This window comes from Streptomyces odontomachi (assembly GCF_024435355.1).
In the GTDB taxonomy this organism is placed as follows: Bacteria; Actinomycetota; Actinomycetes; order Streptomycetales; family Streptomycetaceae; genus Streptomyces; species Streptomyces odontomachi.
In genome coordinates, this window is sequence record NZ_JAMJWG010000006.1 from 220,572 (window position 1) to 246,818 (window position 26,247).

Annotated in this window: 19 protein-coding genes; 1 reads left to right on the forward strand and 18 read right to left on the reverse strand. The window is 72.5% G+C overall.

Annotated elements, in window-relative coordinates; genetic code table 11:
- Window positions 1-123: 123 nt before the first annotated feature.
- From NQO67_RS15595 to NQO67_RS15675, 17 genes are all read right to left on the reverse strand, one after another.
- Window positions 124-1,428: an MFS transporter gene (locus NQO67_RS15595; RefSeq protein WP_255950570.1), complete on the reverse strand. Its 1,305-nt coding sequence runs from the start codon at window positions 1,426-1,428 to the stop codon at window positions 124-126.
- A 50-nt stretch (window positions 1,429-1,478) separates the two neighbouring features.
- The gene (locus NQO67_RS15600) at window positions 1,479-3,233 is read right to left on the reverse strand and encodes a condensation domain-containing protein (RefSeq protein WP_255950571.1); all 1,755 of its coding nucleotides are present in this window, start codon (window positions 3,231-3,233) and stop codon (window positions 1,479-1,481) included.
- Between the two features lie 38 nt (window positions 3,234-3,271).
- A complete protein-coding gene (locus NQO67_RS15605) occupies window positions 3,272-4,507 on the reverse strand; it encodes a condensation domain-containing protein (RefSeq protein WP_255950572.1) in 1,236 nt (411 codons plus the stop codon).
- A gap of 14 nt (window positions 4,508-4,521) precedes the next feature.
- Window positions 4,522-6,303, reverse strand: a complete 1,782-nt coding sequence (locus tag NQO67_RS15610; protein WP_255950573.1) for a non-ribosomal peptide synthetase — start codon at window positions 6,301-6,303, stop codon at window positions 4,522-4,524.
- Between the two features lie 3 nt (window positions 6,304-6,306).
- Entirely contained in the window at window positions 6,307-7,389 is a 1,083-nt protein-coding gene (locus NQO67_RS15615; RefSeq protein ID WP_255950574.1) for a class I SAM-dependent methyltransferase, read from the reverse strand.
- 2 nt (window positions 7,390-7,391) lie between these two features.
- Entirely contained in the window at window positions 7,392-8,354 is a 963-nt protein-coding gene (locus NQO67_RS15620) for a fatty acid desaturase family protein (RefSeq protein WP_255950575.1), read from the reverse strand.
- A 34-nt stretch (window positions 8,355-8,388) separates the two neighbouring features.
- Entirely contained in the window at window positions 8,389-8,613 is a 225-nt protein-coding gene (locus NQO67_RS15625) for an MbtH family protein (protein WP_255950576.1), read from the reverse strand.
- Window positions 8,614-8,733: 120 nt separating this feature from the next.
- Complete coding sequence (locus NQO67_RS15630) at window positions 8,734-10,260, reverse strand: amino acid adenylation domain-containing protein (RefSeq protein ID WP_255950577.1); 1,527 nt, start codon at window positions 10,258-10,260, stop codon at window positions 8,734-8,736.
- Window positions 10,261-10,279: 19 nt separating this feature from the next.
- Window positions 10,280-11,500 carry a cytochrome P450 gene (locus tag NQO67_RS44260; protein WP_255950578.1) on the reverse strand — a complete coding sequence of 407 codons (1,221 nt, stop codon included), beginning with the start codon at window positions 11,498-11,500 and terminating at the stop codon, window positions 10,280-10,282.
- 46 nt (window positions 11,501-11,546) lie between these two features.
- The gene (locus NQO67_RS15640; RefSeq protein WP_255950579.1) at window positions 11,547-12,302 is read right to left on the reverse strand and encodes an aspartyl/asparaginyl beta-hydroxylase domain-containing protein; all 756 of its coding nucleotides are present in this window, start codon (window positions 12,300-12,302) and stop codon (window positions 11,547-11,549) included.
- A 60-nt stretch (window positions 12,303-12,362) separates the two neighbouring features.
- Window positions 12,363-15,551 carry a non-ribosomal peptide synthetase gene (locus tag NQO67_RS15645; protein WP_255950580.1) on the reverse strand — a complete coding sequence of 1,063 codons (3,189 nt, stop codon included), beginning with the start codon at window positions 15,549-15,551 and terminating at the stop codon, window positions 12,363-12,365.
- Between the two features lie 66 nt (window positions 15,552-15,617).
- Complete coding sequence (locus tag NQO67_RS15650; protein WP_255950581.1) at window positions 15,618-18,038, reverse strand: non-ribosomal peptide synthetase; 2,421 nt, start codon at window positions 18,036-18,038, stop codon at window positions 15,618-15,620.
- Between the two features lie 613 nt (window positions 18,039-18,651).
- Entirely contained in the window at window positions 18,652-19,662 is a 1,011-nt protein-coding gene (gene sbnA / locus NQO67_RS15655) for a 2,3-diaminopropionate biosynthesis protein SbnA (protein WP_255950582.1), read from the reverse strand.
- Window positions 19,663-19,768: 106 nt separating this feature from the next.
- Window positions 19,769-20,572 (reverse strand): thioesterase II family protein, encoded by an 804-nt coding sequence (locus tag NQO67_RS15660; protein ID WP_255950583.1) that lies wholly within the window; start codon window positions 20,570-20,572, stop codon window positions 19,769-19,771.
- Window positions 20,565-21,917, reverse strand: a complete 1,353-nt coding sequence (locus NQO67_RS15665) for a helix-turn-helix domain-containing protein (protein WP_255950584.1) — start codon at window positions 21,915-21,917, stop codon at window positions 20,565-20,567. The genes NQO67_RS15660 and NQO67_RS15665 overlap by 8 nt, the downstream gene beginning before the upstream one ends.
- A gap of 618 nt (window positions 21,918-22,535) precedes the next feature.
- Window positions 22,536-23,369, reverse strand: coding sequence for a universal stress protein (locus NQO67_RS15670; RefSeq protein ID WP_255950585.1), 834 nt, complete (start codon window positions 23,367-23,369; stop codon window positions 22,536-22,538).
- A gap of 430 nt (window positions 23,370-23,799) precedes the next feature.
- Window positions 23,800-24,330 (reverse strand): DUF2231 domain-containing protein, encoded by a 531-nt coding sequence (locus tag NQO67_RS15675; protein ID WP_255950586.1) that lies wholly within the window; start codon window positions 24,328-24,330, stop codon window positions 23,800-23,802.
- Between the two features lie 312 nt (window positions 24,331-24,642).
- Between NQO67_RS15675 and NQO67_RS15680 the strand changes: the two genes are divergently transcribed.
- Entirely contained in the window at window positions 24,643-25,356 is a 714-nt protein-coding gene (locus tag NQO67_RS15680; protein WP_255950587.1) for a CBS domain-containing protein, read from the forward strand.
- 24 nt (window positions 25,357-25,380) lie between these two features.
- Here NQO67_RS15680 and ppk2 read toward each other — a convergent pair whose 3' ends face one another.
- On the reverse strand, window positions 25,381-26,214 hold the full coding sequence (gene ppk2, locus NQO67_RS15685) for a polyphosphate kinase 2 (RefSeq protein WP_255950588.1): 834 nt from the start codon (window positions 26,212-26,214) through the stop codon (window positions 25,381-25,383).
- Window positions 26,215-26,247 lie beyond the last annotated feature (33 nt).

Below are 26,247 nucleotides of genomic sequence, written 5' to 3' on the forward strand. Positions count from 1 at the left end.
ATATCGTCGGCTCCGCCACGCCACCCGCTTTTCTTGTGCAGCCGAATTGTTGTGCGCCGTCCGGAACCCGACGGGAAGGTGCCGCGCTCGTCCGCACGCCGGCCGGGCACCGCGGCCGTGCGGTCAGTCCTCGGGAACGTCGCGCATGGTGCGGAGCGGCGAGAGGACGAGGAACAGGCAGGCGGACCAGGCGCCGAGCACGCAGACGAGCAGCGTGGCCCGCAGCCCGATCCAGGTACCGAGCGCGCCACCGAAAAGTGCCCCGAGCGGGACCACCCCGAAGGACACCCACATGTTGGAGGCGTTCATTCGGCCCAGCATCGGCGTGGGGCAGATTCGCTGCATGTAGGCGCCCATGGCCGAGTTGTAGAGGACGGCGTTCGCGGAGAAGGCCGTCAGGCCGACCGCGTACAGCGTGACGCCCCAGCCCTGTGAGGCCAGCGGCATGAGCAGGTACAGGGGACCGGGAGCCGCCATGGCCACCCAGATCACCCGGGCGGAGCCGATGCGGTCGGCCAGCGGCTGGGCGACGAGGCCGGTGACCAGCCCACCGACGGCGCCACCGGTGAAGACGAGGCCGACGACGAACGGCCGGGCGTTCAGGTCGTCCACGAGGAAGACGACCTCGATGCCGGTCATCGCCATGACGAAGAAGTTGTTGGTGGCGCTGCATCCCAGGAAGCGGCGCAGAATCGGGTGCCCGAGCACGAACGAGAGTCCCTCGCGCACGGCGGCGCGGAACGGTAGGCGGTCGTCCTCGTCGATCCGCGCCTCCTGCGCCTCGGTGCGGATCGCCGCTACGGCGCAGGCGCTGACGAGGAAGGACACCGCGTCGGCCAGCACGGTCCTGGTCGCACCGATGAGGCCGACCAGCAGGCCGCCCAGGGCGGGGCCGACCAGTTCGGCGGCGCCTTCGGCCGTCTCCTGCTTGCCACGACCCTCGACCAGTTGTTCGCCGGCGACGAGCAGGGGCAGCTGGGTCCGTTGGGCGACGTTGAAGAACACGGTGAGGACGCCGCAGAGGCCGACGACCACATACAACTGTGCGATGGTCACGGTCCCCAGCAGGGCGGTGACCGGCAGGGATGCCGTCAGCGCCATGCGGATCAGGTCGCACACCACCATGAGCCGGCGCTTGCGCACCCGGTCGACGTACACGCCGGCCGGCAGTGCGAAGAGCACGTAGGGCAGCCACGCCAGGGCGGTGAGCAGGGACACCTCGAACGCGGAGGCGTGCAGAACGGTGAGCGCCAGCAGCGGAACGGCGACGCCGGAGATGCGGGTGCCGGTCTCGCTGAGGGTCTGGGCGCTGAAGAGCAACATGAAGTTGCGGTGGCGCCACAATGACCGGGGCCGCTCGTCCCTCTGCCGTCGGGCCGGCTCGGTGGCCGGGGGCGGCGCCGGCTGGGGCGTGGTCGTGTCGGTCACGGCGTCGTCCGTTCGGGGTCGGGTGGATGAGTGCGGGCCGTCTCGAGAAGCTACCGGCGACGCGGCCCGCGGGCAGCCACCTTCGCCCAAGCTGCCGGTGGTGTGCCGACGGGCGGGCGTTCAGGCCCCGACGGACCCCCCTGGTCGGAGTCGACGGCCGTGACCGGGCGGTCCGGATCGTCGACCACCTCCCTCAGCAGGTGCACGAACCGATCGGCGAGGTCCTGGACCGTGGCCTGGTCGAACAGGCTCGTCGCGTACTGGAGCACGCCGTTGACGCCGTGCGGGGTTCCGTCCGGGAGCGTCGCCTCGTGCAGGTACAGCCCGAGGTCGAACTTGGCCACGGATGTCGGTGGGAACTCCGCCGCACCACGCAGGCCGTCCGTCTCCCATGCCTCGGCGGCACCGCCGTCGACGGTCAACACCACCTGGAAGAGCGGGTGGTGGGCGGACGACCGCCTGGGCTTCAGCTCTGTCACGAGGAGGTCGAAGGGGGCGTCCTGGTGTGCGTACGCCTCCAGGTCCGCCGCCCGCACCCGCTCGAGCAGTTCCCGGAAGGTCGGGTTCCGCGAGGTGTCGGTGCGCAGCACCAGCAGGTTGACGAAGCAGCCGACGAGGTCGTGCAGGGACTCCTGCGCCCGTCCGGCGACGGCGGTGCCCACGGCGATGTCCTCTCCCGCGCCCACCCGGGTGAACACCGCGGCCAGCGCGGCCTGGAACAGCATGAACCGGGTGACGCCGGCCCGCTGGGCCAGCCCCGCCACCGCCCGGTGCAGCGTCGGGTCGAGGGCGACCGGCACTCCGGCGCCGGCGTGGTCGGCGGCCCGGGGGCGCGGCCGGTCGAAGGGGAGCGCCAGTTGCTCGGGCAGGCCGTCCAGGGCGCGGCGCCAGTAGGCGACCTGGGCGGCGAGCGGGCTGTCCGGGCGGTCCGGGCCGCCCAGCGCGTCCCGCTGCCACAGGGCGTAGTCCGCGTACTGGACCGGCAGCGGGTCCCAGCCGGGTGCGGAGCCGGCGGTGCGGGCGCGGTAGGCCCGGGAGAGGTCGCGCAGCAACGGGCGCAGCGACCAGCCGTCGGCCACGATGTGGTGCAGGAGGAGCAGGAGGACGTGTTCCTCCGGCGCTTCCTGGGTCGTCAGCAGCCGGGCCCGCAGCGGCGGTTCGACGGCGATGTCGAAGGCGTGGTCTGCCGCCCGCGCGAGTTCCCGTTCCAGGTCCGCACGGGGAACGCGGGCCGTGTGCAGGACGCATCGCGCCTCGTGCGGGTCGAGGACGTGCTGGTGGGCCTCCCCGAACTGGTCGGGGAAGACCGTGCGCAGGGCCTCGTGGCGTTCGACCACGTCACCGAGCGCGCGTTCCAGGGCGGCGGGGTCGACGCTGCCCGTCAGTCGCAGGGCGACGGGGATGTTGTAGGTGGGGGCGGGGCCCTCCAGCATGGCGAGGAACTTCAGCCGTTGCTGGGCGTGGGACAGCGGGATCCGGTCGGGGCGGGGACGCGCTTCGAGCGGGGCGGGCGCGGGGGCGGCGGCGGGTGCGGCCGCGGTGAGCGCACGTGCGACGCCGGCGACCGTCGGGCTGCGGAAGAGCACACGGATGTTCAGCTCCCGGCCGAGTACCGCCCGTACCCTGCTGATCAGCCGCATCGCGTCCAGCGAGTCGCCGTCCAGGTCGAAGAAGTCGTCGTCGAGCCCGACGTGGGGGAGGTCCAGGACCTCCGCGAAGAGTCCGCGCAGGATCTCCTCCTGAGGCCGGTGCGGTGCACGCCCTGCGGCGGTGTCCGGGTGTTCGACGTGGTGCGGTGAAGTCACGGGAACCCTCGATGTCGGATCGGCGGACGGGAGCATGGTCAGACGCCGCGCAGTAGCCGGCGAAGGCTCGACCGGAACCTCTCGCCGTACGTGGTGGCCTGGTCGTGGGTGAAGGCGTCGAGGCCGGCGTGCAGCACACCGGTGATGTTGCCGACCGTTCCCCAGCTGAACACCCAGTGCGCGGGGAAGACGGCCCAGCGCGGGAGGATCGGCGTCGGCGTCACCCGCACCCGCGGCAGGCGGAGCCGCGGGGCCTCGTTGTCGACGTTGACGACGTGCAGGTACAGCGGGGTGGGGCGGCGGCGGGCGCCGGACGCCTTGATGATGCGGGAGTAGGGCACCCCCTTGTGGGCGAGGGCCGCCTCCACCGACGCGTGGTGCTCCTGCACGAGGGCGGTGCCCGAGTGGGCGCCGGTCCACGACGTGCGCACGGGCAGGGTGTTGAGGAGCGGTCCGACGGTCTCCTGCCGCTCCAGGGTGTCCCGCAGGACGGCCGGCAGCCCGAGGGTGCTCTCGTGGGGGGCCTCGGCGGTGGCCACGGCCGTGCTGACGGCCGTGAACAGCACCACGGCCGGCGAGACCCGCGCCAGGCGCGCCAGGCTCCGCAGTCCCCGGGTGGCCGCGGCGTCCAGGCGGAGGTCCATCCGGGTGTGAGTGCCTTGCTGGTCGTGTGGCGGCGGCTCCTCGCGGGGCCGGGGCTGCGGCGGCGCGCCCGCGAGCCGCTCCCGCCACCACGCGGTGTCCCATGTCCGGGCTCGCTCGGCGGCGGCCAGCGCGAAGAAGTCCGGGGCGGCGGTGTCGTCGGGCTTCCCGCCGTGCAGCAACCGGACGTAGGCGGCAGCCAGGTCGCGCAGCAACAGGGAGAGGGACCAGCTGTCCGCCACGACGTGGTGGAGGCACAGCGCCAGGTGGTGCTCGTCGGGCGACACCGTGGCGAGCACGGCGCGCACCGGTACCTCCTCGGCCGGCCGGAACGGTGTCTCCCAGACGGGCGCCAGGGCGGACACCGCATCGTGCCGCGCGAGCCCGCCACGCAGGTCCAGTTCGGGCAGCGGCACCACGTCACCGGCTTCCACGGCGTGGTCCGCGTCGAAGGTGCACCGCAACACCGGGTGCCGGCGCACCACATGCCGGAACGCCTCCTGCAACGCATCGACGTCCACCGGTCCGCTGAGCCGGAAGAGCCGCGGCACGTTGTAGAGAGGCACCCCTTGGAGTGCCTCGTGGGCCAGCATGGACTGCTGGAGATCCGTGAGCGGCCGGTGAACGGGCACGGTGGGCTCCCCTGTCATCCGTGTACGGCGGTGGTGGCGGCAGCCAGCCACTCCCCGAAGCTCGGCGCTTCCAGGCAGCTGACCGGTGCCGTCTCGATCCCGGTCTCCTCGCGTGCCCGGGCGCTGATGCGCAGGGCCGTCAGGGAGTGGCCGCCCAGCGCCACGAAGTCGTCGTCGTCCGCGATCGCGTCGACGCCGAGGGTCTGCCGCCAGATCTCACGCAGCCGCGCCGCCGTCCCTACGGCACCGGGGTCCTCGGTGGCCGCCGGGAACTCCGGAGGGTCCGGGAGGTCGAGCCGCGACAGCTTGCCGTTGGGCAGTCGCGGCAGGTCCGCCAGGAAGACGACCTGCTGCGGCTGCATGGCGGGCGGGAGCACCGGGGCCGTGTGGGACCGCAGGTCCCCCGCGGTGAGCGGCGCACCGGGCCGGGCGGCGACGTAGGCGACCAGCCGGACACCGCTGGCCGCATCCGGCACGCTCACCACGGCGGCGTCCCGCACCTGGGGGTGGCCGCGCAGTACGGAGGCGACCTCGCCGGGCTCCACCCGGACTCCCCGAACCTTGACCTGGTCGTCGACGCGGCCACGGAACTCCAGGTAGCCGGCGGGGGCCACGGACACCAGGTCTCCGGTGCGGTAGAGCCGCCCGCCGGGTGGCCCGTAGGGGTCCGGCCGGAAGCGGGCGTCGGTCTGCTCCTCGTCGTCGAGGTATCCGCAGCCCACCCCGGTACCGCCGACCCACAGCTCGCCCGTCCCGCCCTCGGCGACCGGGGCCATGTCCGGGCCCAGGACATGGAGGTCGACGCCGTCGATGGCCCGGCCGAGCGGGGCGATCCGTCCGTCGAAGGGCTCGTCGGCGTCCCAGTAGGTGACGCTCAGCGAGGTCTCGGTGGGGCCGTACTGGTTGAACACGGCGCACTGCGGGAGCAGCGTCCGCAGGCGACGGACCAGGTCCATGTCGAGCGGTTCCCCACCGCTGTAGACCCGTCTCAGGTCGGTGCAGAACTCCAGCTCCGGTTCGTCGAGCATGTGCCGGAGCATGCTCGGCACGAAATGCGCGGTGGTGGTGGCGGTGTCCTGCATGAGCCGGGCCAGTCCGCGGCCGTCGAACTGCAGTCCGGCGGGGGCGATGACGAGCGTGCCGCCGGCGATCAGCGGGGCCATGATCTCGTGCAGGGACGCGTCGAAGGCGATCGATGCCTTGTGCAGTACCCGGTCGGTGTCGTCCAGGCGGTACTGCCGGTGGCCCCACACCAGGCGGTTGACCACCCCGGCGTGGTGCAGGACCACGCCCTTCGGGCGGCCCGTGGAACCGGAGGTGAACAGGATGAGCGCCGGGTCCCGCGACCAGCGGCCCTCCCGGCGGGCCGGGACGGTCCGGGCACGTTGCCGCGTCGCGGTGTCGTCGACCTCCGGGCCGCTGACGTCGACCCAGTCGTGAGGTCGCGCCGGAGTGCCGTCGTGCCGGTGGTCGCCGCCGTGCAGGACGAGGCGGGGTGCCGCGGCGCGCAGCATCTGCTCGACACGGTCGGCGGGGTACTCGGGATCGACGGGGACGGCGACGGCCCCGGTCGACAGGGTCGCCAGCAGGGACGTCACGTACTCCGCCGACCGGTGGAAGTAGAGGCCTACGCGGTCACCCGCCCGCACCCCCCGGTCAGCGAGGCAGGCGGCGGTCGCTCCGACGCGCCGCCACATCTCGTCGTAGCCGAGCGTTCCGTCCGCGCTGATGACGGCGGGCCCGTCGCCGCTCTCGTGCGGGCGCCGGACCAGGTCGACGAGGTTCGGACGGTCCATGGCTCACACCGCCTTCCGCGCGACGGCCACCAGCGCCCACCGCGGCAGCTCGGCCAGCCAGCCGTGGCGCGCGGGGCGGACGGCGGGGGTGCGCGGGAGAGTGGGGTCCACGGCGTGCTGGGCGACGTACTCGCCATGGTCGAAGACGTCCTGGAGCAGGCGCCACGCCCCGTCCGTGCCCTCCTGCGTCCCCAGCACGTGCCCGACGCCGTACATGGCGCCGACGTAGTCGCACAGCCGGCGGCGGGCCTCCCCCTCGGTGGCGCCGGCCACGACGAGCGGGTCGTAGAGGTCCTCGACCTGCGCCGGGACGCCGGCCCCGGCGAAGAGGCCGGTCATCTCCGACCGGGAGAAGTGGGCGTAGTCGTGCCCGGCCTCGGTGTGCGGATGGACCACGGCGGAGAAGAACCGGGCCATGGGACTGGCCCGGTGGAAGTCGTGCAGCACCACCCGACCGCCGGGACGGACGACCCGCAGCGCCTCCCGGACGGCGGCGGGACGATCCCGCGGGGAGATGTGGTGGCTTCCGTAGGCGAGCAGTACCGCGTCCACCGACGCGTCCCGCAGGAAGAGGAAGTCGGCGGGCTGCCGCACGGCGGGCAGACCGTGGCCGAGCGCCTGCGCGATCATCCGTGCGGAGACGTCCCCGGTCAGCAGGGTGAGGCCGGGCAGGGACGCGTCGTCCTGCACCGCGACCGCGCGGGCCACCGTCCCGTCCCCGCCGAGCACGTCCAGCACGACGCTCTCGCGCGTGGCAGCGGTGGGCGCGCACAGCCGCAGCATCCGGCGCATCCCGGTCCAGCGGACCGTGGCGTCGCGCTGTGCACGGCGGTAGGAGTCACCGCGTCCGGTGTCGTCGTCGTCGAACTCGTTGACCTTCGACGCGAGGGCGCTCAGGACGTCCCGGCTGCCCGGTCGGCCGAAGTCGAGCACCGACCGCAGCAACGCGTCCGGTGCCACGACGTCGCGCACGTAGTCGTCCAGTGTCATACCGGGCAGGTAGGAACGGCCGGCGTCCCCGTCGGGCAGCGCGGGTCCGGCCGCGGCGCTCTCGGGCAGTACGGCGGCATCGCCGGGAGGGGTCATCGTCACTCCGCTGAGTCGGGGCCGGGCCTGCGCCGCGCGGCATGTGTCGCCTCGCGGATCACGCGCCGGTAGAAGGTCCAGTAGCTGTGCTCGACGTACCTTGCGAACTGCCGTACCTCGGCGTGGCGTTCGGTGAGGCGGTTGATGGGGACGGTCATCGCCGCATGGTGTTCGACGTGCAGGTTGTTGCCGTTGGTGAACCACCTGCTGAACCGGCTGCCGCTGATGGACCGGGTGTTCCGCAGCACGTCGGTCGTGTCGTCGTCGCACTTGATGTGCTCGGGCAGTTCGATCAGGAAGTGCACCGGGGTGGAGACCAGGAGCACGGGGAGCACCCACAGCAGGAGGACCTGCTCGGTCCAGCCGGCCACGCATGCGGCGGTGCCGCCCAGCGCGGTCAGGGTCATCAGCCGGTACTCGGCCATGCAGGCCCGGCTCATCCGAGGCGATATCTGGCCGTCCTCGTACCGCCACTTCCCCCGCCAGCTGCGCTGCACGTCGACGGCGACCGTGAGGAACCGCCGGTAGTCGAACAGGCCCGCCAGCAACGCGGTGGGGGTCAACGGCTGCCGGGTGTCGAATCCGAAGAACTCGCTGTCGCGCTCGGTGCCGAGATAGCGGTGGTGTTGCAGGTGACGGATCCGGTAGTGGCTGTGCGCGACGAACATCGGCAGGCCGAGCAGCACCCCCACCGGACGGTGCGGGCCGGTGCGCAGGAAGGCGGAGTGGTGCAGGCACTGGTGCTGCAACTCCACCATGTGCGCGTAGAGGCCGCCGAGGACGACGACTCCCGCCGTGGTCATGAGGGCATCGCCGGTGAGCACCAGGGCCGCGCCGGCCGCGCCGAGCACGAGGACGAGGACGAGCTTGCCGAGGAATGCCGTCTGGTCACGCGCGCTCGTCCGGCTCCGCTGGAAAACGAGCCGGGGTACCGGTGCGGTGGGACGCACCGTTTCTGACGTCATACGCGCTCCTCGTCGAGCGGGAAAGGAGGGGATCTCACATGGATTTCCCAGCGGATATGGCGTGTGCGACCAGGCTCGCCGGGCGGAGATCCGTCCAGTTCTCTTCGACGAATTCCAGGCAGTCCTTCCGCTTGTCCGGCCCGAATACTCGCCTCCAACCTGCGGGTATGTCATGGGAATTCGGCCACAATGAATGCTGGTTCTCCTCGTTCACCACCACGAGGAACACGCCCTGATCGTCATCGAAGGGATTCGCCATGCCTCTCCTCTGCGGGATTCTCCGATCGAGTCCAATTCCCGGACCGTCCCTCGGAGATTAATTCCGGACGGGAAGGGAGCGGAGGCACGAGGGCAGGTAGCTTTGCGGCAGTTGGGTCGGTCACAGCCGCCCGCAGGCATCGCGGTCGACCTTGCCGTTCGCGTTCAGGGGGAGCTGGTCGAGATGGACGAACCGTTTCGGGATCATGTGAGCCGGCAGCCGGGCCCGCAGCCGTCGGCGCAGTTCCGCGGGCGGCACCTCTGCTCCGCTGTAGACGGCTGACAGCTGCGCCGCACCACCCCGCCCCACCCCGGTCGACACCACCACCTGTGCCAGTCCGGCGTAGCTGCGCAGCGCGGCCTCGATCTCCCCGAGCTCCACTCGCTGTCCCCGGATCTTGACCTGGTGGTCGAGCCGGCCCAGATGGACGAGCAGGCCGTCCTCGACCGCGACCCGGTCACCGGTGCGGTACCAGTCCTTCGGGCCGGGCCCACCGGCGACGTCGATGGCGTCGATGGCAGCGGAGCCGTCCGTGGCGTCGCGGGTGAAACGGCCCGTGTTGTCCGCGGGGTCCAGGTAGCCGGAGAACCGCTGGGGCCCACGGACCAGCAGCTCTCCGGTGCACGGGTCCGTCCGGTGGTCCAGGTGCGGGTAGACGGTGCCGATCGGGACCGTGCCGTTCGACGTGCGGGGCCAGCGCTGCTCATCAGGTGGTAGCCGGCAGGCCGTCACCGTGACCGACAGCTCCGTGGGCCCGTACAGGTTCTCCAGGGTGCTGCGCGGTGCCGCGGCCGACCAGGCGGCCGCCTGGTCCAAGGTCAGCTGCTCCCCCGCGAACAGGCTCCAGCGCAGCGACGGCATGCTGCCGGGGGGCAGGATGCCCGCGGTACGCGTGAGGGTGATGATCGACGGCACGGAGTACCAGTGGGTGAGGTCGTTCTCGGTCACGAACCCCACAGGGTCGAGCAGTTCCTCTTCGGTGGGCACCACGAGGGCCGCGCCGCCGCCCCACGCGACGAACATGTCGAACACCGACGGGTCGAAGGTCAGCCCGAACGTCTGGGACATCCGGCAGCCCGGCCCGACCTCGTACCGTGCGATGTTGTGACGCAGGAAGGCGTGCAGGTTGCGGTGCCGGATGGGCACGCCCTTGGGCACGCCGCTGGATCCCGAGGTGAACAGGATGTACGCGAGGTCGTCGGGGCTCGGTGGCCCCGCGGGTTCGGGCACGTCGGGCGTGTCACACGGGTCGGGGTCCGGTTGGTCGGGCCCTCCCACGAGGACGGGGACGCCGGTCCCGTCCGCGAACGCCGTGTCCTGGCCCGCGCAGACCAGTACGGCGTCCACGCCGGCCAGCCGCAGCACCTCGCGGTTGCGGGCAGCCGGGTACGCGGGGTTGAGCGGCACCACGGCGCCGCCGGACCGGAGCACCGCCAGATAGCCGGCATAGGTGACCACGCTGCGGTTGGCGAGCAACCCGACGCGACGCCGCCGGCCGACACACTGGGACAGTCGGCGCGCCAGGTGGCGTGAGAGCCGGTCAAGCGCTGCGTAGGTCAGGCTGCGGCCCCCGATGACGAGGGCGGGTTCGTCGGGCCCGCGTGCGGCGCTGTCCGTGAACCAGGACAGCAGCGTCGTGGTGTCCACCGCTTCGGCCACCTTCCCCTCACGCCGACCGCAGCCGCACCCGGAGGCGCTTGAATCCGCTGATGACCGTGGAGGCGAGCCGCTGGGGCGGCTCCACCACCTCGGCCGACGCCACGCGGGTGCACAGCTCGTCGAGGAACAGCCGGAGCTCCATCAGCGCCAGGGACGCGCCCAGGCAGTAGTGCCGACCGGATCCCAGGCCGAGGTGCGGATTGTCCCCCCGGGTGATGTCGAAGACGTCGGGCCGCTCGAAGACCCGCTCGTCGCGGTTTGCCGAGAAGTGCCAGACGGCGACGTCCTGTCCGGCCCTGATGGTTCTGCCGTGCAGCTCGACGTGCCGTGTCGCCCTGCGCAGCACGTGCTTGCTGGGTGAGACGTAGCGCAGCACCTCCGCGACCGCGGACGGCAGCAGGCCGCGGTCGGCGCGCAGCAGCCGCCACTGGTCGGGGAAGTCGGTGAAGGCCAGCAGCGCGCCTACGGCGCCGTGGCGGGTCGTCTCGTTGCCGCCGAGGATGAGGAGGTCGAAGAACATCATCGCGTCCTCCTCCGTCAGCACGCCCGCGTCCTGCGCCTCGACGAGCCGGGTCGCGACGTCGTCGGCCGGGTCGCGGCGGCGTGTCTCCATCAGGTCCTGGCAGTACAGGAGCAGCTGGGCGTGGGCGTGGGCGGCGCTGGCCCGGGCGCTGGGAGAGGTCTGGTAGTCCTGGTCGGCCGAGCCGAAGGCGGCGGTGGTCAGGCGGAGCAGCAGCGGCCAGTCCTCCCTGGGTACTCCGAGGACCGCCGCGATGGAGGCCACGGGCAGCAGGGAGACGGTCTCCACGAAGTCCACCTCGCCGGCGTCGAGCGCCTCGTCGAGCGCCCGGCCGACGACCGCGCGCAGGTAGGACTCCAGTGAGGCGACGGCCCGCGGGGTGAACGAGCGGTTGACGACCTGGCGCAGTTCCGTGTGGCGGGGACCGTCGGTGTGCGTGAGCATGCGGCCGGATCCGTCGTCTCCCGTCCACCGTTGCTGGCCGAGCACGTTGGTGCCGGTGGAGCTGAAGGTCTCGTCGTCCCGCTGGACGGCCTGGCAGTCCTCGTACCGCGTGACCGACCAGAAGCCCGGCTCGGCGGCCTCGGGGTTCCAGTGCACCGGATCGTTCTCCCGCAGGTGCCGGAACAGCCGGTGGTAGCCGGGGTCGGCGAACAGGTGGGGATCGGCGAGGTCGACGGCTGCTGCGGTGGTGGTCGTGGCGTCCACATGGGCCCCTGGGGGTGAAGGTCTGGCGGGTGGGAGTCTCGGCCGGTCAGCCGGCCATCATCTGCTGGATCTCCGTCATCAGGACGGTGAGCGCGACGCGTTCCGCCGCGGTGGTGTCCGGATGCCACAGGTCGGCCAGGAGGCAGGTGCGAGTGCGCTCGGCGCCGTTCCACGCCTCGTGCTCGAAGGAGTAGTCGAAGAGCAGGCACCGGCCCTCCTCCCACCGGCGGGTCTCTTCCGCCACCCGGATGCCGGCTCCCTCCGGGATGTCGACGGCCAGGTGCAGGTTGATGCTGAAGTTCCACAGGTCGCAGTGCGGCGCGATGGAGCCGCCCGGCAGCAGCGTCGAGAAGTGGGACTCCAACAGCGGGCAGATCACCCCCGGCTGCACGGCGTGTTCGCGCAACACCGCGAAGGCGGTCGGGGCGAGCGGCGCGGAGTCCGCGACCAGTGCACCCTCCCGGTACAGGTACAGGGCCTGCCAGTTCGCCTGGCGCACGAGGTAGTGCCGGTAGTCGGAGAAGCTCGCTCGCCGCTCGCTCCAGGCCGCCTCCAGCTCCCCCTTGATGCGCGGGTGACTCTCCTCAAGGGCCGCCACCAGGGGCAGGAGTTCCGGGTAGGCGTACGGGTCGTGCCAGGGGCGCTGCGGTATGCCTGGCAGGATCCACTTGGCCGCCTGCTGTAGGGGGTGCCGGCCCTCGCTCCTGCGGCGGGGCTCCAGCATCCCCTCGACGCGGTCGAGCGCGTCGGCGCCGTACTCCGCGCGCACGGCCGCGAAACACGCGTCGATCTCGGGTGTCATGTGCCCCTCCGTCTGGGGTATTGCGGTGCGGGAGTACGCGGTCCGGCCGGGCCGGGTACGTCAGGACGAACGGCGTGTCAGCGCGGGGCGGGCGGGCCGGGGGGTCCCGTTCTCCTCCAGGGCGGCCACCACCCCGGCCACCGTCGGGCTTTCGAACACCTTCATCAGGTTCACGTCCACGCCGAGGGTGCTGCGGATCCTGTTCACCAGCCGGGTCGCCAGCAGGGAGTGGCCGCCCAGCTCGAAGAAGTCGTCATCGAGGGAGACCGCGTCGAGCTTGAGGATCTCGGCGAACAGGCCGGCGACCTGCCGTTCGCGTTCCGTGGTCGGCGGCCGTCCGGCGGAGAGCGCCCCGTAGTCGGGGGCGGGCAGCGCCCGGCGGTCGAGCTTGGCGTTCACGGTCAGCGGGAGGGCGTCGAGTGCGACGATGGCGGCGGGCACCATGTAGTCCGGGAGCGACGTCTCCAGCGCGCTGCGCAGCGCGACCGCGTCGACGGACCCGCCCGCCGCCGGGACGACGTAGCCGACCAGGCGCGTGTCGCCGGCGACGTCCTCGCGCGCGATGACGGCGGCATCGGCGACCGTCTCCTGGGCGCACAGCGCCGTCTGGATCTCGCCGAGTTCGATGCGAAAGCCACGGAGCTTGACCTGGTCGTCGGCGCGCCCGCCGAACAACAGGTAGCCGTCGGCGGTCCAGCGCCCCAGGTCACCGCTGCGGTACATCCGCTCGCCCGGTGCGCCGAAGGGGTTGGGCAGGAACCGCTCGGCGGTCAGCGCGGCCCGGCCGAGGTAGCCACGGCCGAGGTTGGCGCCGGCGAGGTAGATCTCGCCCTGCACTCCCGGGGGCACCCGGTTCAGATGCTCGTCGAGCACGTAGACCCGGGAGTTGTGGACCGGGCGGCCGATCGTGCTGACCGGGTGCTCGGGCAGGGCGCAGCCGGACGCCTCCACGCAGAACTCGCTGGGCCCGTAGTAGTTGTAGACGGTCGTGCGTGGGGCCTTGGCGAGGTCAGTCCACAGGGCCTCGCTGACGGCCTCGCCCCCGAGCATCAGCACGGAGGGGGCGTGTTCGCCCGTGAGGACCCCCTCGGTGAGCAGTTGCTGCGCGAAGCTCGGGGTGACGTCGAGCTGGTCGATGCGGTGCGCGAGCAGGTGGTCGACCATGCGGGCCGGGTCCCGCCGGGTGGGCTCGTCCAGCAGGTGCAGCTGATGGCCCGCGATCATGGCCAGCACGCCCTCCCAGGCCGTGTCGAAGGCGAGCGAGGCCGACAGGGACACCCGGCGCCGGTCGTCGGGGCCGGTGGGCGACGGGAAGGTGACGTCCGTGTGGTACGTCCAGAGGTTGGTGAGCGCCCTGTGCAGCACGGTCACGCCCTTCGGGCGGCCGGTCGAGCCGGAGGTGTAGATGACGTAGGCAGCGTGGTCCAGGAGCAGCGGTACGTGCCGGTCCTCGTCGGTGGGGTCGTGCGCGGGGCGGTCCTGCTGTGCGTGATCGGTCACCAGCACCGGCAGCGCGGCTCCCCGGCCGAGGCGGGCGGCCATGTCGTCGGTGGTGACCAGGACGGTGGGTCGGGCGTCGGTGAGGATGGTGCGGATGCGCTCGACCGGGTTCTGCGGGTCGATCGGGGTGTACGCCCCACCGGCCTTGCCGACGGCGAGCCAGGCGACGACCGCTGCCGCCGTGCGGGGCAGAGCGACGGCGACGAGGGAGTCGGCACGCACGCCCAGCTCGATGAGGTGGTGGGCGAGTCTGTTGCTCCGGGCGTTGAGTTCCGCGTAGCTGAGCCGGGTGTCCCCCGCGACCAGTGCGACATCGTCGGGGACGAGCGCGACCCGTTCCTGGAACAGGTCGACGACCGTCTTGTCGGGCAGTTCCGCGGTGGTGTCGGTCCATGCCTCCAGCTGGCGGCGCTCGGCGGGCGTGAGGACGTCGACGGTCGCCACCTCGGTGTCGGGCTCCTCGGCCAGCACGCTCAGCAGGTGCACGAACCGCTCGACGAGTGCGGTCGCGGTGCCCGCGTCGAACAGGTCGGTGGCGTACTCCAGGACACCGTCGACGCCGTCGAATGCACCGTCGGCGCCGGTGCGTTCCCGCAGCACGAAGGAGAGGTCGAACTTCGCCACCGGCATGCGGAGCAGCTCCACCGCGGTGTCCAGGCCCGGCAGCGGAAGGTCGGGGACGCCGTCGTGCAGCTCCAGTCCGACCTGGAAGAGGGGGTGGCGGGCACGCGATCGCACGGGGTTGAGCCTCTCGACGAGCCGTTCGAACGGCACGTCCTGGTGGCCGAGGGCGTCCAGGTCCGTCTCCCGCACCCGTCGCACCAGCTCCCGGAACGTGGGGCGACCCGACACGTCGGTGCGCAGCACCTGCGTGTTGATGAAGCAACCGACGACGTCGTCGAGCGCCTTGTCGGTCCGTCCGGCGACGGCGGTCCCCACCGGGATGTCGGTGCCGGCGCCCAGGCGGGACAACATCGCCGCCACGGCGGCCTGGAGGACCATGAAGACGGTGCTCCTGGTCTGCCTCGCCAGGTTCCGCAGCGCGGTGTGGACGTCCGGGGGGAGGCGGAAGTCGATCTCCCCGCCACGGTAGCTGGCCACCACCGGACGCACGTGGTCGAAGGGGAGTTCCAGCTCCTCGGGCAGCCCGGCAAGGGTCCGCTGCCAGTACTGGAGTTGGCGGTTGGCCAGGCTGTCCGGGTCGCTCTCGGCGCCGAGCAGGTCCCGCTGCCAGAGGGCGAAGTCGGAGTACCGCACCGGCAGCGGCTCCCAGCCGGGGGCGCGGCCCTCGGCGCGCGCCGCGTACGCGGCGGCGAGGTCCCGCAGCAGGGGGCGCATGGACCAGCCGTCACAGACGATGTGGTGCATGACCAGTGCCAGCACATGGGCGTCGGGCCCGGTGCGCAGCAGGCAGGCGCGCACCGGCAGATCACCGTCCAAATCGAACGGCAGACGCGCCAGCCCTCGCAGGGTCTCGTCCAGGTCCTCGGGCCGCACGGACCGGCGCTGAAGGACGAGCCCGCTCCGGGCGGCCGGCAGCACGCGCTGGTACGGCTCTGATTCCGACTCCCCGAAAACCGTGCGCAGGCTCTCGTGCCGCTCCGCGACGTCGGCGAGCGCCGCCTCGAGCGCCTCGGTGTGCAGCGCACCGGTCAGGCGCACCACCACGGGCACGTTGTAGGTCGGGCCGGGCCCTTCCAGCCGGTCCACGAACCACAGCCGCTGCTGCGAGAACGACAAAGGGAACACGCTCACCACTCCCCATCGGAATTACGTGCACGTCACGGATGTCGGGGGCCCGGCCTCACCGGGGTGTCACGAGGGGCGCCTCACGAGCTTGGGGCGCCGGGAGGCGGGCACCGCATGCCGTTCCAGGGCCGAGGCCAGGTCGGCCACGGTCGGGGTGTCCAGAACGTGCCGCAGTTCGAACTCCACGCCCAGCGACTCCTGGAGCCGGCCCCACACCTTCATCGCCAGTAGCGAGTGGCCACCCAGCTCGAAGAAGTCGTCGTCGGTCGAGACCGACGCCACCCCGAGCACGTCGGCGAAGGTGTCGGCGACCGTCGCCTCCAACGCGGTGCGCGGCGGCCTGCGCACGGTCGACCGGGTCGGGGTCTGCGGCTCCAGCCGGGTCAGAGCCGCCCGGTCCAGCTTCTGGTTGGGTGTCAGGGGCAGTGCGTCGAGTTGCAGGCAGGCGCCCGGGACCATGTACTCGGGGAGTTCGGCGAGGAGCACGCTGCGGACCTCGTGCGGGTCCAGACGGTGCTCGGATGTGACGTAGGCGGTGAGCACGTCGGGCCCGTCGTCCCGGCGGCGCAGCATGACCACAGCCTCCTTCACCGGGAGGAGACGCAGCAGGTGGCTCTCGACCTCGCCCGGCTCGACCCGGTGGCCGCGCACCTTGACCTGGTGGTCCCTGCGGCCGAGGAAGTCGAGGTCGCCCTGGGGTGTCCAGCGAGCGATGTCGCCGGTGCGGTAGAGCCGTTCGGGCACCTGGGGGCCACCGTGCACGAAGGCCCGTGCGTCGAGGTCGGGCCGGTCGAGGTACCCGTTGCCGAGGCCGTCGCCACCCACGTGGAGCTCGCCGGGAATGCCGACGGGCCGCGGGTGCCCGTCGCGGTCCAGGACGTAGGCGGTGGAGTTGGCGATCGGTCGGCCGATGGGGATCGGGCCGGTGTACCGGCCGGTGATGCGGTGGGCGGTGGAGAAGGTGGTGTTCTCGGTCGGGCCGTAGACGTTGACGAACACGCTGTCCGGGCAGGCCTTCATGGCGCGTTCGACGTGGCGTGGGGACAGCGACTCGCCCCCCACCAGCACCCGGCAGCCGGCCAGCGCGGCCGGGTCCTGCTCAACGAGCTGGTGGAACAGCGGGGTGGTGAGGAACATGGTGTTCACGCGGTGCCGCGTGATCACCTCGCGCAAGCTCGTCGCGTCCAGCACCGCGTCCCGGGGCGGCAGGACGAGCGTGCCGCCGTTGAGCAGCGCGCCCCAGTACTCGAAGGTGGTGGCGTCGAAGGCGAGGGCCCCGGTCTGGAGGATGGTGGTGTCCGCCGACAGGGCCACATAGTCGGTGTTGCAGACGAGCCGGGTGACGGCCCGCTGTCCGACCAGCACGCCCTTCGGCCGGCCGGTGGTCCCGGAGGTGTACATCACGTAGGCCGGGTCGTGGGGCGCGACGTCGAGGTCGGGCAGCGGGGCGCCGCCGGGCATCTCATGGGCGCGGGAGAGGTCGAGGACGGGAACGGGGGCGGCGTCCACCGGGCCGTCGGTCACGAGCAGGGCGGCACCGCTGTCGGCGAGGAGGAAGTCCCTGCGCGGCGCGGGCAGGTCCGGGGCGAGGGGCACGTAGGCCGCGCCGAGCCGGAGGACGGCCAGCGCGGCGACGAGGAGGTGGGGTGACCTGTCGAGCATGACCGCGACGCGTGCGTGCCGGCCCACGCCATGGCCGTGCAGCACGCCTGCCAGCCGCAACGCCCTTGCTCGAAGCTCCTCGTAGGTCAGGCGGCCGCCGTCGTGCGCGAGCGCGACGTGCTCCGGCAGGGCGTCGGCACACGCCGCGAACACCTCGTAGACGCCGGCGTCCCGCGGGTAGTCGCGTCCGGTGCCGTTCACCTTGTGCAGCTGCGCGAGCTCGGTGTCGGTCAGCAGGGTCAGATCGCCGACGGCGGTCTCGGGGTGTTGCGCCATCTGCTCGGCCAGGTGGACGAGGTGTCCCAGCGCCCGGTCTGCGAAGCCCGGGTCGAAGAGGTGCTCGTGCACGTCCACGTGCAGCGCGACGCCCTCGGGCGTGGCGGATGCCCAGACGGCGAGGTCCGCCCCGTACCGGTCAGCGGCCGGACCGTCCAGCACGCACAGCAGGGAACCCGTGGGGGTGCCGGTCTGCGTGGCCGGCGGCTCGTCGAGCGGGAGGTGCTCGGCGACGGTGTCGCGGAGCTCGGCCGCGCGCAGCTCGGACGGCATCGCACAGGTCACCTTCGCCGACGCGGTGGCCGCTGGCCAGCAGGCGTACCGCACGAAGACCCGGAACGCCGTGCCGTCGGTGTACTTGCGGCCGAGCAGCAGCGCGGCGGCGAGCAGGTCGGCGTCCGTCCACCCCCCGCGGTGGCGGACGACCTCCTCGGGCAGCAGGATCGAACGACGCACCGTCCCGCAGCGGCCTGCCGACCCGCACGAGCCGCCGGTCGGGAGCCGGCAGGGCACGGCGTCGTCCTGCTCGGGCGGGATTCCCACAGCCATTGTCACCAGTCCAGATCATGTGCGCAGGGAGTCGAGGTCGAGCGTAGGCAGCGGCGACCGGCGCGGTGCGGCACAATCCGGGGCACAACGAAGGCAGTTGCACGGGGCGCAGCCGGCGGCGGTCCGCCGAGGTGGCCGGGGCGTCCCACTGCCGGGCCACCCGTTCTCGGGCGTACCGGCGGCGACCGACGGCCAGGAGAACGTCGGGCCACGGGTGCCCCGGAGCGGAAGGCGCGCGACGGGGAGGCGGGCATGCGAGGACGCGGGCATCCGGGGACGCGGGGACGCAGCCGGGCGAGCTCACCGTTCCCGGCCTCGCAGCACCGTGGCGGCGAGGACTGCCGGCCGCAGGGCGGGTTTCCCGAGCGGCGGTAGGTGTGGGGCGTGGCAGCGGCGCGCGCATCCGCGGGAGTCGGGCAGCCGGACCGTTGAGGCCGCCGCGCCGGTATCGTGCTGGCGCTCCGTGGGACGGCGGCGTGCGCGTCGCGGCGTTGGCGGACGGTCCTGTCGTTGATGTGGCGACATCAACCACGCGCGACGGCGTCACGCTCGCGCCCGTCCAGCGGCCGGGGTGATCAACGCACCGGTGGCCGGGGCGCCCGGGGCGGCCAGGTCACACGTGCTCTCGGCCCAGTTCTCGCAGAATGTCCTCGACAGGGGGCCCGGCGACCGCGTCGAGCCCCTCCTGGCCGAAGCGTTCCCGCACCCAGTCGTCGTCGTAGACGGTGTCGAGATAGCCGTCGCCCATGTCGGGCGAGAGGACCAGCACCCGGCTTCCGGGGGCGATCCGCTCACGCAGCGCGGCGACCGCGGCGAGCGCGCTTCCCGAGGAGCCACCCAGCAGCAGCCCGTAGACGCGGGCGACACGACGGCACATGCGCACGGAGTCGGGTTCCGCGACGAGCGTCTTGAGGAACGTGCCGTCGTCGTCCAGCAACTCCGGTCGGCGGCTGGCGCCGATCCCGGGGATGCACCGGCGTGCGGGCGGCCCGCCGAACGTGACCGATCCCACGGCGTCCACCGCGACTACCCGGGTGGGCAGGCCCCGTTCGCGCAGCCCCCGCACGCAGCCCATCAGGGTGCCCGACGTGCCCGTCCCCACGAACAGCCAGTCGGGGACGCCGAATGCGTCGAGGATCTCCGTGACGGTGTGTCTGCTGTGCGCCCGCGGATTCTGCGGGTTGCTGTACTGGTTCAGCCAGACCAGGCCGGGTTCGGCCGCGACGCGGCGCCGGATGAACTCGATGCGGGTGCCGAGGTAGCCGCCGGCGGCGTCGTGCCGCCGCATGGTCACCACCCGCGCGCCGAGCGCCCGGCAGAACCGCACCGTGCGGGCGTTGGCGTTCGGGTCGGTCACCAGCGTGAGCCGGTAGCCCTTGGCCGCGCAGATCGAGGCGAGTGCCACACCCAGGTTCCCCGAGGTGGACTCGATGATCTCGCAACCGGGGGTGAGAACGCCGCGGCTCTCGGCGTCCAGCACCATTTCCCGGGCTGCCTTGATCTTGATGGATCCGGCCGGGTTGAGCCCCTCCAACTTGACGGTCGTGGAGAACGCGTCCTGGAAACCGGGGAGTTCCAGGAACCGGTCGCCGGACGGCACGTCGTAGACGCGGCTCGGTATCAATTCCCCTCCATACGCCAAGGGCCGGGGTTCGCGCCCGCGGCCACCGTAGTGCCGGCGACCGCGCGTTCTTCGGCACTCCGGCAGGCACAGTGGCGGCAGTTGCGGCTCAGGGCAGGGCTGCGGCGATCTCCGCCGCGACGGCGTCCAGGTTCTCCTCGTCCAAGAGGTAGCAGTGCCCACCGGGGAAGAACCGGTGGCGCGGGGGCGCGGACGTCGTCCAGGGATCGAGGTCCGCCGGCGGCACCAACGCGTCGTCACGTCCGGCGAGCACCGTGGGGACGACCGGCAGCAGTTGCCCGGCGTTGCGCACGGCAAGACGCCGTCCCAGCGTCAGGTCGCTTCGCAGCCGGGCCAGCACCAGGTCCCGTAGGAGGGGTTCTCCCAGCAGTTCGTCGGGAGTGCCGTCGCTCAGTCTGATCACCTCCATGAGGGCCTCGTCGGTCCACTCCTGCGCCCGGCCGGCGCCCGCGTCCAGAGCGGGGTGAGCGCTGAGTACCAGCCCCTGGCACAGCCGGGGCGCGGCCAGGGCGACGGCGGCCGCCAGGGCGGCGCCCATGCTGTGGCCGAACAGGACGGTGGGCAACGGCTCGGCAGCCGCCAGTTCGTTCGTCACGGCGTCCGTCACGGCGGCCGGGTCGGACAGTGCGTCGAGGCTCTCCCGGAACCGACGCTCCCGGCCCGGCAGGGTGACGCCGACGGCCTGAAGGTCCGCAGGCAGCCGATGCAGCAGCGGTGCCAGCACGTTGGGTCCCGAGCCGGAGTGGGGGACGGCGACGATCCGACCGACCGGGGTGCCCCGCGCGGGCCGCAGGACGACCGTCCACGGTCCTGGTTCCTCACGCCGCCGTGTGCGTCCCGCGGGATCCGCTGAGGGCGGCGGCCCGGCCGCTCCGGTCGTCGTCCTAGTCATGGGTGCCCTGCTCTGTGCGGGTCGGAGTGCCGGGTGCGGGGAACGGCACCGCGGCCAGCCGGTCGTTGAGGCAGGCGCGCACCAGGTGGAGCGCGGTGAAGGCGACGACGCCGGCCGACACCCGCCGCTGGACGAGCCCGCAGTGCAGCAAAGCGTGCACCGCTGCCGCCGCCCGCGCACGGCCGACGCCCGGTTGAGCGGAGATCTGCTCGAGGGTCCAGGGGGTGTCCCAGGTGCCGAGCCCTTCCACCAGGGACCGGTGCGCGGGTGCGAGTCCGGCCAGTGCGTGGGCCACGGCGTCTTCCACCCAACGGTCGTCGAGGGCGCCGTCGACGGACGTGGCCAGCAGGTGCGGTTCGCTCCGTGCCAGGTCGAGGAGTTCGCAGGGCGACGAGAGCGGGAACCAGGAGGCCGCCGCCTCCAGCGCCCGGGGCACCCCGTCGAGCCGGAAGCAGATCTCCTCCAGCACCGCCGTCTCGCCGCTCTGCACGCGGAAGTCCGGCTGGATCTCCCGTATCCGGTCCAGCAGCAGGCCGAGCGCCGGAGCGTGCGTCGCGCCGGGTACGTCCTCGGCGTGCGAGGGTGCCTCCACGGGTAGTGGCCGCAGCATCATCTGTAGGTCGGCGGGTGCGGCAGGGCCGCAGCGGGAGGATTCCAGCACGCGCAGGCCGCGACAGGAGGCGAGCAGGGCCCGCACGGTCTCGTGGGTCACCTGTCCGTCGTCGTTTCCGTCGACCACGAGCAGCACGGACCGGTCGCCGATCAGGCGTACCGCCTCACCCGTCGTTCCGCCGTCGAGGCCGAGGAACTGCTCCAGTCCCGCGGCGGTCGGCACGTGGCGGGCACCCGGTCGTCCCGCCGCCCCCGGGGACGCGTGCGACGGCGACATCCACAGCGTCGGCACGCCGTGCTGTTCGCGCAGCGCGTGCGCCACCGACAGCGCCAGCCTGGTCTTGCCGACACCGCCGAACCCGCGGACGGTGGCGAGGCGTCCGCCGCCGTGGGCGAACAGGGTCAGCAGCCGGTCCCGTTCCGCGGTCCTGCCGTGCAACGGGATCGCGGCCAGGGCGGGCAGCGTCATGAGGTCGTCGAAGGCGGCATCGTCGGCTTTGTGTCCGGCGGCGAACAGGAACGCCGCCCGTCGCTCGCCGGCGAGTCCGAGCGTGTCGGCGAGCAGCCGCACCGTGTCCCTGCGCGGATTCCTGGCCTGTCCCAGCTCCAGGTTTCTGATGGCGCGCACGCTGACGGCTGAGAAACCGGCGAGTTCGGTCTGCGTCAGGGCGGCATGCTTGCGGTACCGATGCAGCAGTTCACCGAAGCCGGTGGCTGGGTGTCTCGTCACCATCCGTTTCAACCTCTTCCGTTCACTTCACCTGTACCGACTGCCGTGCATTCCCTTGAGGCATGAGTAGGTGGCCACGGATCGGATCGTCCGCAGGACCCGCGTGCTGAGTGGCTCCGCGCTCGACCAGCAGCGCCGGCAGCCGGCAGCCGGCGGTGGCGAACAGACCGCGGGCACATCGATGCGAAGGCAGCGGGCCGGCTGGGGGCGGGCACGGCTCGACCCGGATGCGGTGACACGGGGCTGTGCTGACCCGTCTCCAGGCCGGCACGGTCGCCGGCCACGCGAAACGCCGTGGAATCGTGCGGGCCGCAGCGCCGCGGGCACCCCCTCCCCCTCGTCCCCCGGCGTCCCCGCTGCGCGTGCACCGACGCAGACCGGGCCAGGCCGTGTCAGCGCCCGCCCCCGGCACGGCCGTGTCCGCTCGTGCACGCGCTCGCCGTGGTGCAACAGGTTCACAGCATGCGTGCAGGCGCGTCGACGCCATTAACTCCAGGCCGAAACCCGCAGGTCAAACGCTGGTCGGGGACGGCGAACCGTTCGGTGGACCTCTGGTCGGGCGGCTGCGCACGGCGCATGGTGCCGTGGCCGTGTCCGATGCGCGGCCCGGTGTGCGTGGACTCAGGTGTGCGGGACCACGGCGACGGGGCAGGGCGCGTGGTGGAGTACGGCGTGGTCGACCGGACCGAGCCGGTAGTCGGCGCGGAGACGACGGCGGGCGCCTACGACGAGCAGGTCCGCCCCTTCCGACGCGGCCAGCAGGATCTCGGCCGGCGGCCCCTCGCCGAGGGTCCGGTGCATCTCGATCTCCGCGGGGACGGCCGCGAGCACGTCGTCCAGTCGGCGCCGGGCCTGCTCGTGCCGCGCGTTCCTGGCCTCGTCGAACTGACCCGTGTGCGCGGTGGCTGCCTCCCGGCGCGGCACCCGCCACGCGTGCACGGCCCGCAGGGGGCACCCCCGGGCGGCAGCTGCCGCCCGCGCAAAGGCCACCACCGGGGCGGCGTCGCCGTGCGCCCCGACCGCGAACACCACGGGACCGCCCGGCTCGGGTGCCACGGGCAGGTCGCGTACCACCACGACGGGGCAGGGCAGCCCCGCCACCACCGGCAGGCTCACCGACCCCAGCACGGCCCCGCTGAACCTTCCGAGCGCCCTGGTCCCCAGCACGAGCAGATCCGCGGTGGTCCCCTCCGCCAGCAGCGCCTGCACCGGCCCGCACAGCGGGAGCTCCGAGGCGACGGCGACCGAGGGCCGGCGAGCCCGGGCGCGTGCTTCGGCGTCACGCGTGACGGGGTCGGTCAGCGGCCTCGATCGGCTGGTGTAGCTCGCCCATACGAGGGCGTGCACGATGCGCAGCGGCAGGTCGCGCCTGGCCGCCTCGTCGACGGCCCAGTCCACGGCGGCGAGCGCGGCGGGGGAACCGTCGACCCCGACCACCACAGACCCCTCGCTCATGGCACCACGGGACCCCTCGTGCGGCTCCACGGATGGAGCGGTGTGCCCCTTTTCCGTTTTTCCGTGCCTCTTCTCGTCCTGTTCCGCGCTCCGTGTCTCTTTCCGTACCGCTTTCCGTACCGCTTTCCGTTCCGATCATCTCCCGCCTTTCCCGTTCGGGCGAGCCAGGGCGTTCTGCTCGCTCCCCGGGTCACGGGTCGTCGTCGGGTCGGCCGAGGACAGGGCGTGCGGGGACGGGTGCCGGCACCGCGGCAGGCCCTTCATCCCGCGGTGCCGGCCGGCCGCCGGGGCGCAGCCGTGGCTCTTCGCGCGCTCCCAGGGCGGCCGTGTGGCGGACCGTCGCGCCGTCTTCGGCGTTACGGCCCGCCGTGGCGGGCGACCCGGCCGGTGAGCGCCGGACCACCCTGGTCCCCGTCCTCCATCGGACGCGTCAGCCGTCGTCCTCGTCGTGGTCGTGGTGCTCGGCCGTCTTGGAGAATCCTCCCTGCCAGGCCGCCTTCGCACCGGAGTCGCCTATGCGATAGATGTCCACCACGGAACCGACCGCAACCACGAGGGACAGGACGATCGCGGCCACCCGAACCGGCATGGTGCCCGCCCAGCCGGCCCCGGTGGGTTCCCCGGCGGTCCGGGCGGAGCGTCCTGCGGTCCACCAGACGGCGACCGCGAGCACGAAGAGACCCAACGCCCAGGGCAGCAGCCCGTCACCGAGTTCGGCGTGCCGGCGCACCTGGGCGCTGCTGCCGACATGCTCCTCGAGCCACTCGCCGGCATGCGTGGTCACCGGCACGCTCGCAAGGGCCACCAGGGCCAGGGCGGGCAGGACCAGTCCGAGCCGCCGTGCCGCCTGCGGCCACACGCTACAGACGACGAGCGCAAGCGCGCTCAGCGGCACGAGCACGATCACGAAGTGCACGAACAGGACATGGGCGGGCAGGCCGTTGACGACCGTCAGGCTCATCGGTGGCATCTCCAGGCAGAGCGCGGGTACCGGCCTCCGAAGACGTCGGTGAAAGCCCCTGGAGGCCGGGTCAACGGACGTCGACGGAGGTCGGCGGCGGCAACGATCAGCCGCCGCGGCGGGCGATCAGCGTGGCACGGCAACCTCTGAGAACCTTCTGAGCGCGAGCGGCACCCCGCAGCGTGACACTCGGCGCGGGCGCCAGGGCCGAACGGCCCGCGGACAGGTCCGAACCGCCCGGCTCCGACCGGAGCCGGGGGAAGCACCCTGGGGTCAGGGCCGTTGTGGCGTGCCACGGGAGGAGGCCGGCCCATGCGGCAACGATCCGTCAGCGATCTGATGACCCGCGGCGTCGTGGACGTGGGTCCCGACACCGGGTTCAAGGAGATCGTCAAGACCCTCGCCGACCATGACATCACCGCCGTGCCGGTCGTCGACGACGACGGCCACCCGCTCGGCGTGGTCTCCGAGGCCGACCTGATGCGCTTCGAGGCGCGCCGGCCCGACCCGTCCGGGCGGGTGCCGGAAGTGCTCCAGCGCTACGCTCCCCCGACCGACGACACCGGCCCGGCGGCCGGCCGATCGCCGCGGGCCGGGAACCTGATGACGTCACCCGCTCTGGTGGCGTACCCGGAGTGGTCGGTGGTGGAGGCGGCCCGGCTCATGGACGAGGGCCACGTCAAGCGCCTGCCCGTGGTCGACCGGGCGGATCACCTGGTCGGCATGCTCAGCCGCGCCGACCTGCTCCGCGCGTTCCTGCGGCAGGACAGCGCCATCCACGAGGAGATCACCACCGACATCCTGACGGACACGTTCCACATGGCACCCTCCGACGTCGACGTGAACGTCGTGGACGGTGACGTGACCCTGCGGGGGACCGTGCAGCGCAGGAGCACCGTGCCGGTACTGGTGCGCCTGTGTCGCAGTGTCGACGGCGTGGTCAGCGTCCTCTCGGAGCTGACCGCCCGCACCGACGACGACACCGTGCCGGACGACGCGGCGCAGGCACGGCGGCGCGAGGCATGAGGGTTCCGCGCGAGGCATGAGAGGTCAGTCGGTGTCCCGCAGCGCTGCCACGTGGTCGGGCACGTACTTCTGGGTGTCGCGCGGTGGCCGCTGGTAACCGGTCGACGGCGGGCGCGTCGGTACCACGAGTTCGGGGGGTGTGACCTCGTGGTAGGGCACGGTGGACAGCAGGTGGGCGATCATGTTCAGCCGTGCCGAACGCTTGTCGTCGCTGTCGACCACGTGCCACGGCGCCTCCGCGATGTCGGTGTGCGCGAACATCGTGTCCTTGGCCCGCGAGTAGGCCTCCCATCGGGTGATGGACTCCAGGTCCAGGGCGGAGAGCTTCCAGCGCCGTGCGGGGTCTTCGAGACGGCTGCGCAGTCGCTGCTCCTGGACCGCGTCGCTGACCGAGAACCAGTACTTGCGCAGCAGCAGGCCGTCCTCCACGAGCATCCGCTCGAACACCGGGCACTGTTCCAGGAACCGCTCGTACTCCTGCACCGTGCAGAAGCCCATGACGCGCTCCACGCCTGCCCGGTTGTACCAGCTGCGGTCGAACAGCACGATCTCGCCGGCGGTGGGCAACTGCTCGACGTAGCGCTGGAAGTACCACTGGCCGCGCTGGCGGTCCGTGGGCTTGGGCAGGGCGACGATGCGGGCGAGACGCGGGTTGAGGTGCTCGGTGACCCGTTTGATCACGCCCCCCTTGCCGGCCGCGTCCCGGCCCTCGAAGACCACCACCAGCCGCGCCCCCTCCGCCCGCACCCACTCCTGCATCCGGACCAGCTCGACCTGGAGGCGCCGCAGCTCCGCCTCGTAGACCGAGCGGGGCACCCGCCGTGCCCGCCGGCCCGCTCCGGAGCCCTGCACCGCCATGGTCCGCCCACCTTCCGACGCGCCCCGGAACAC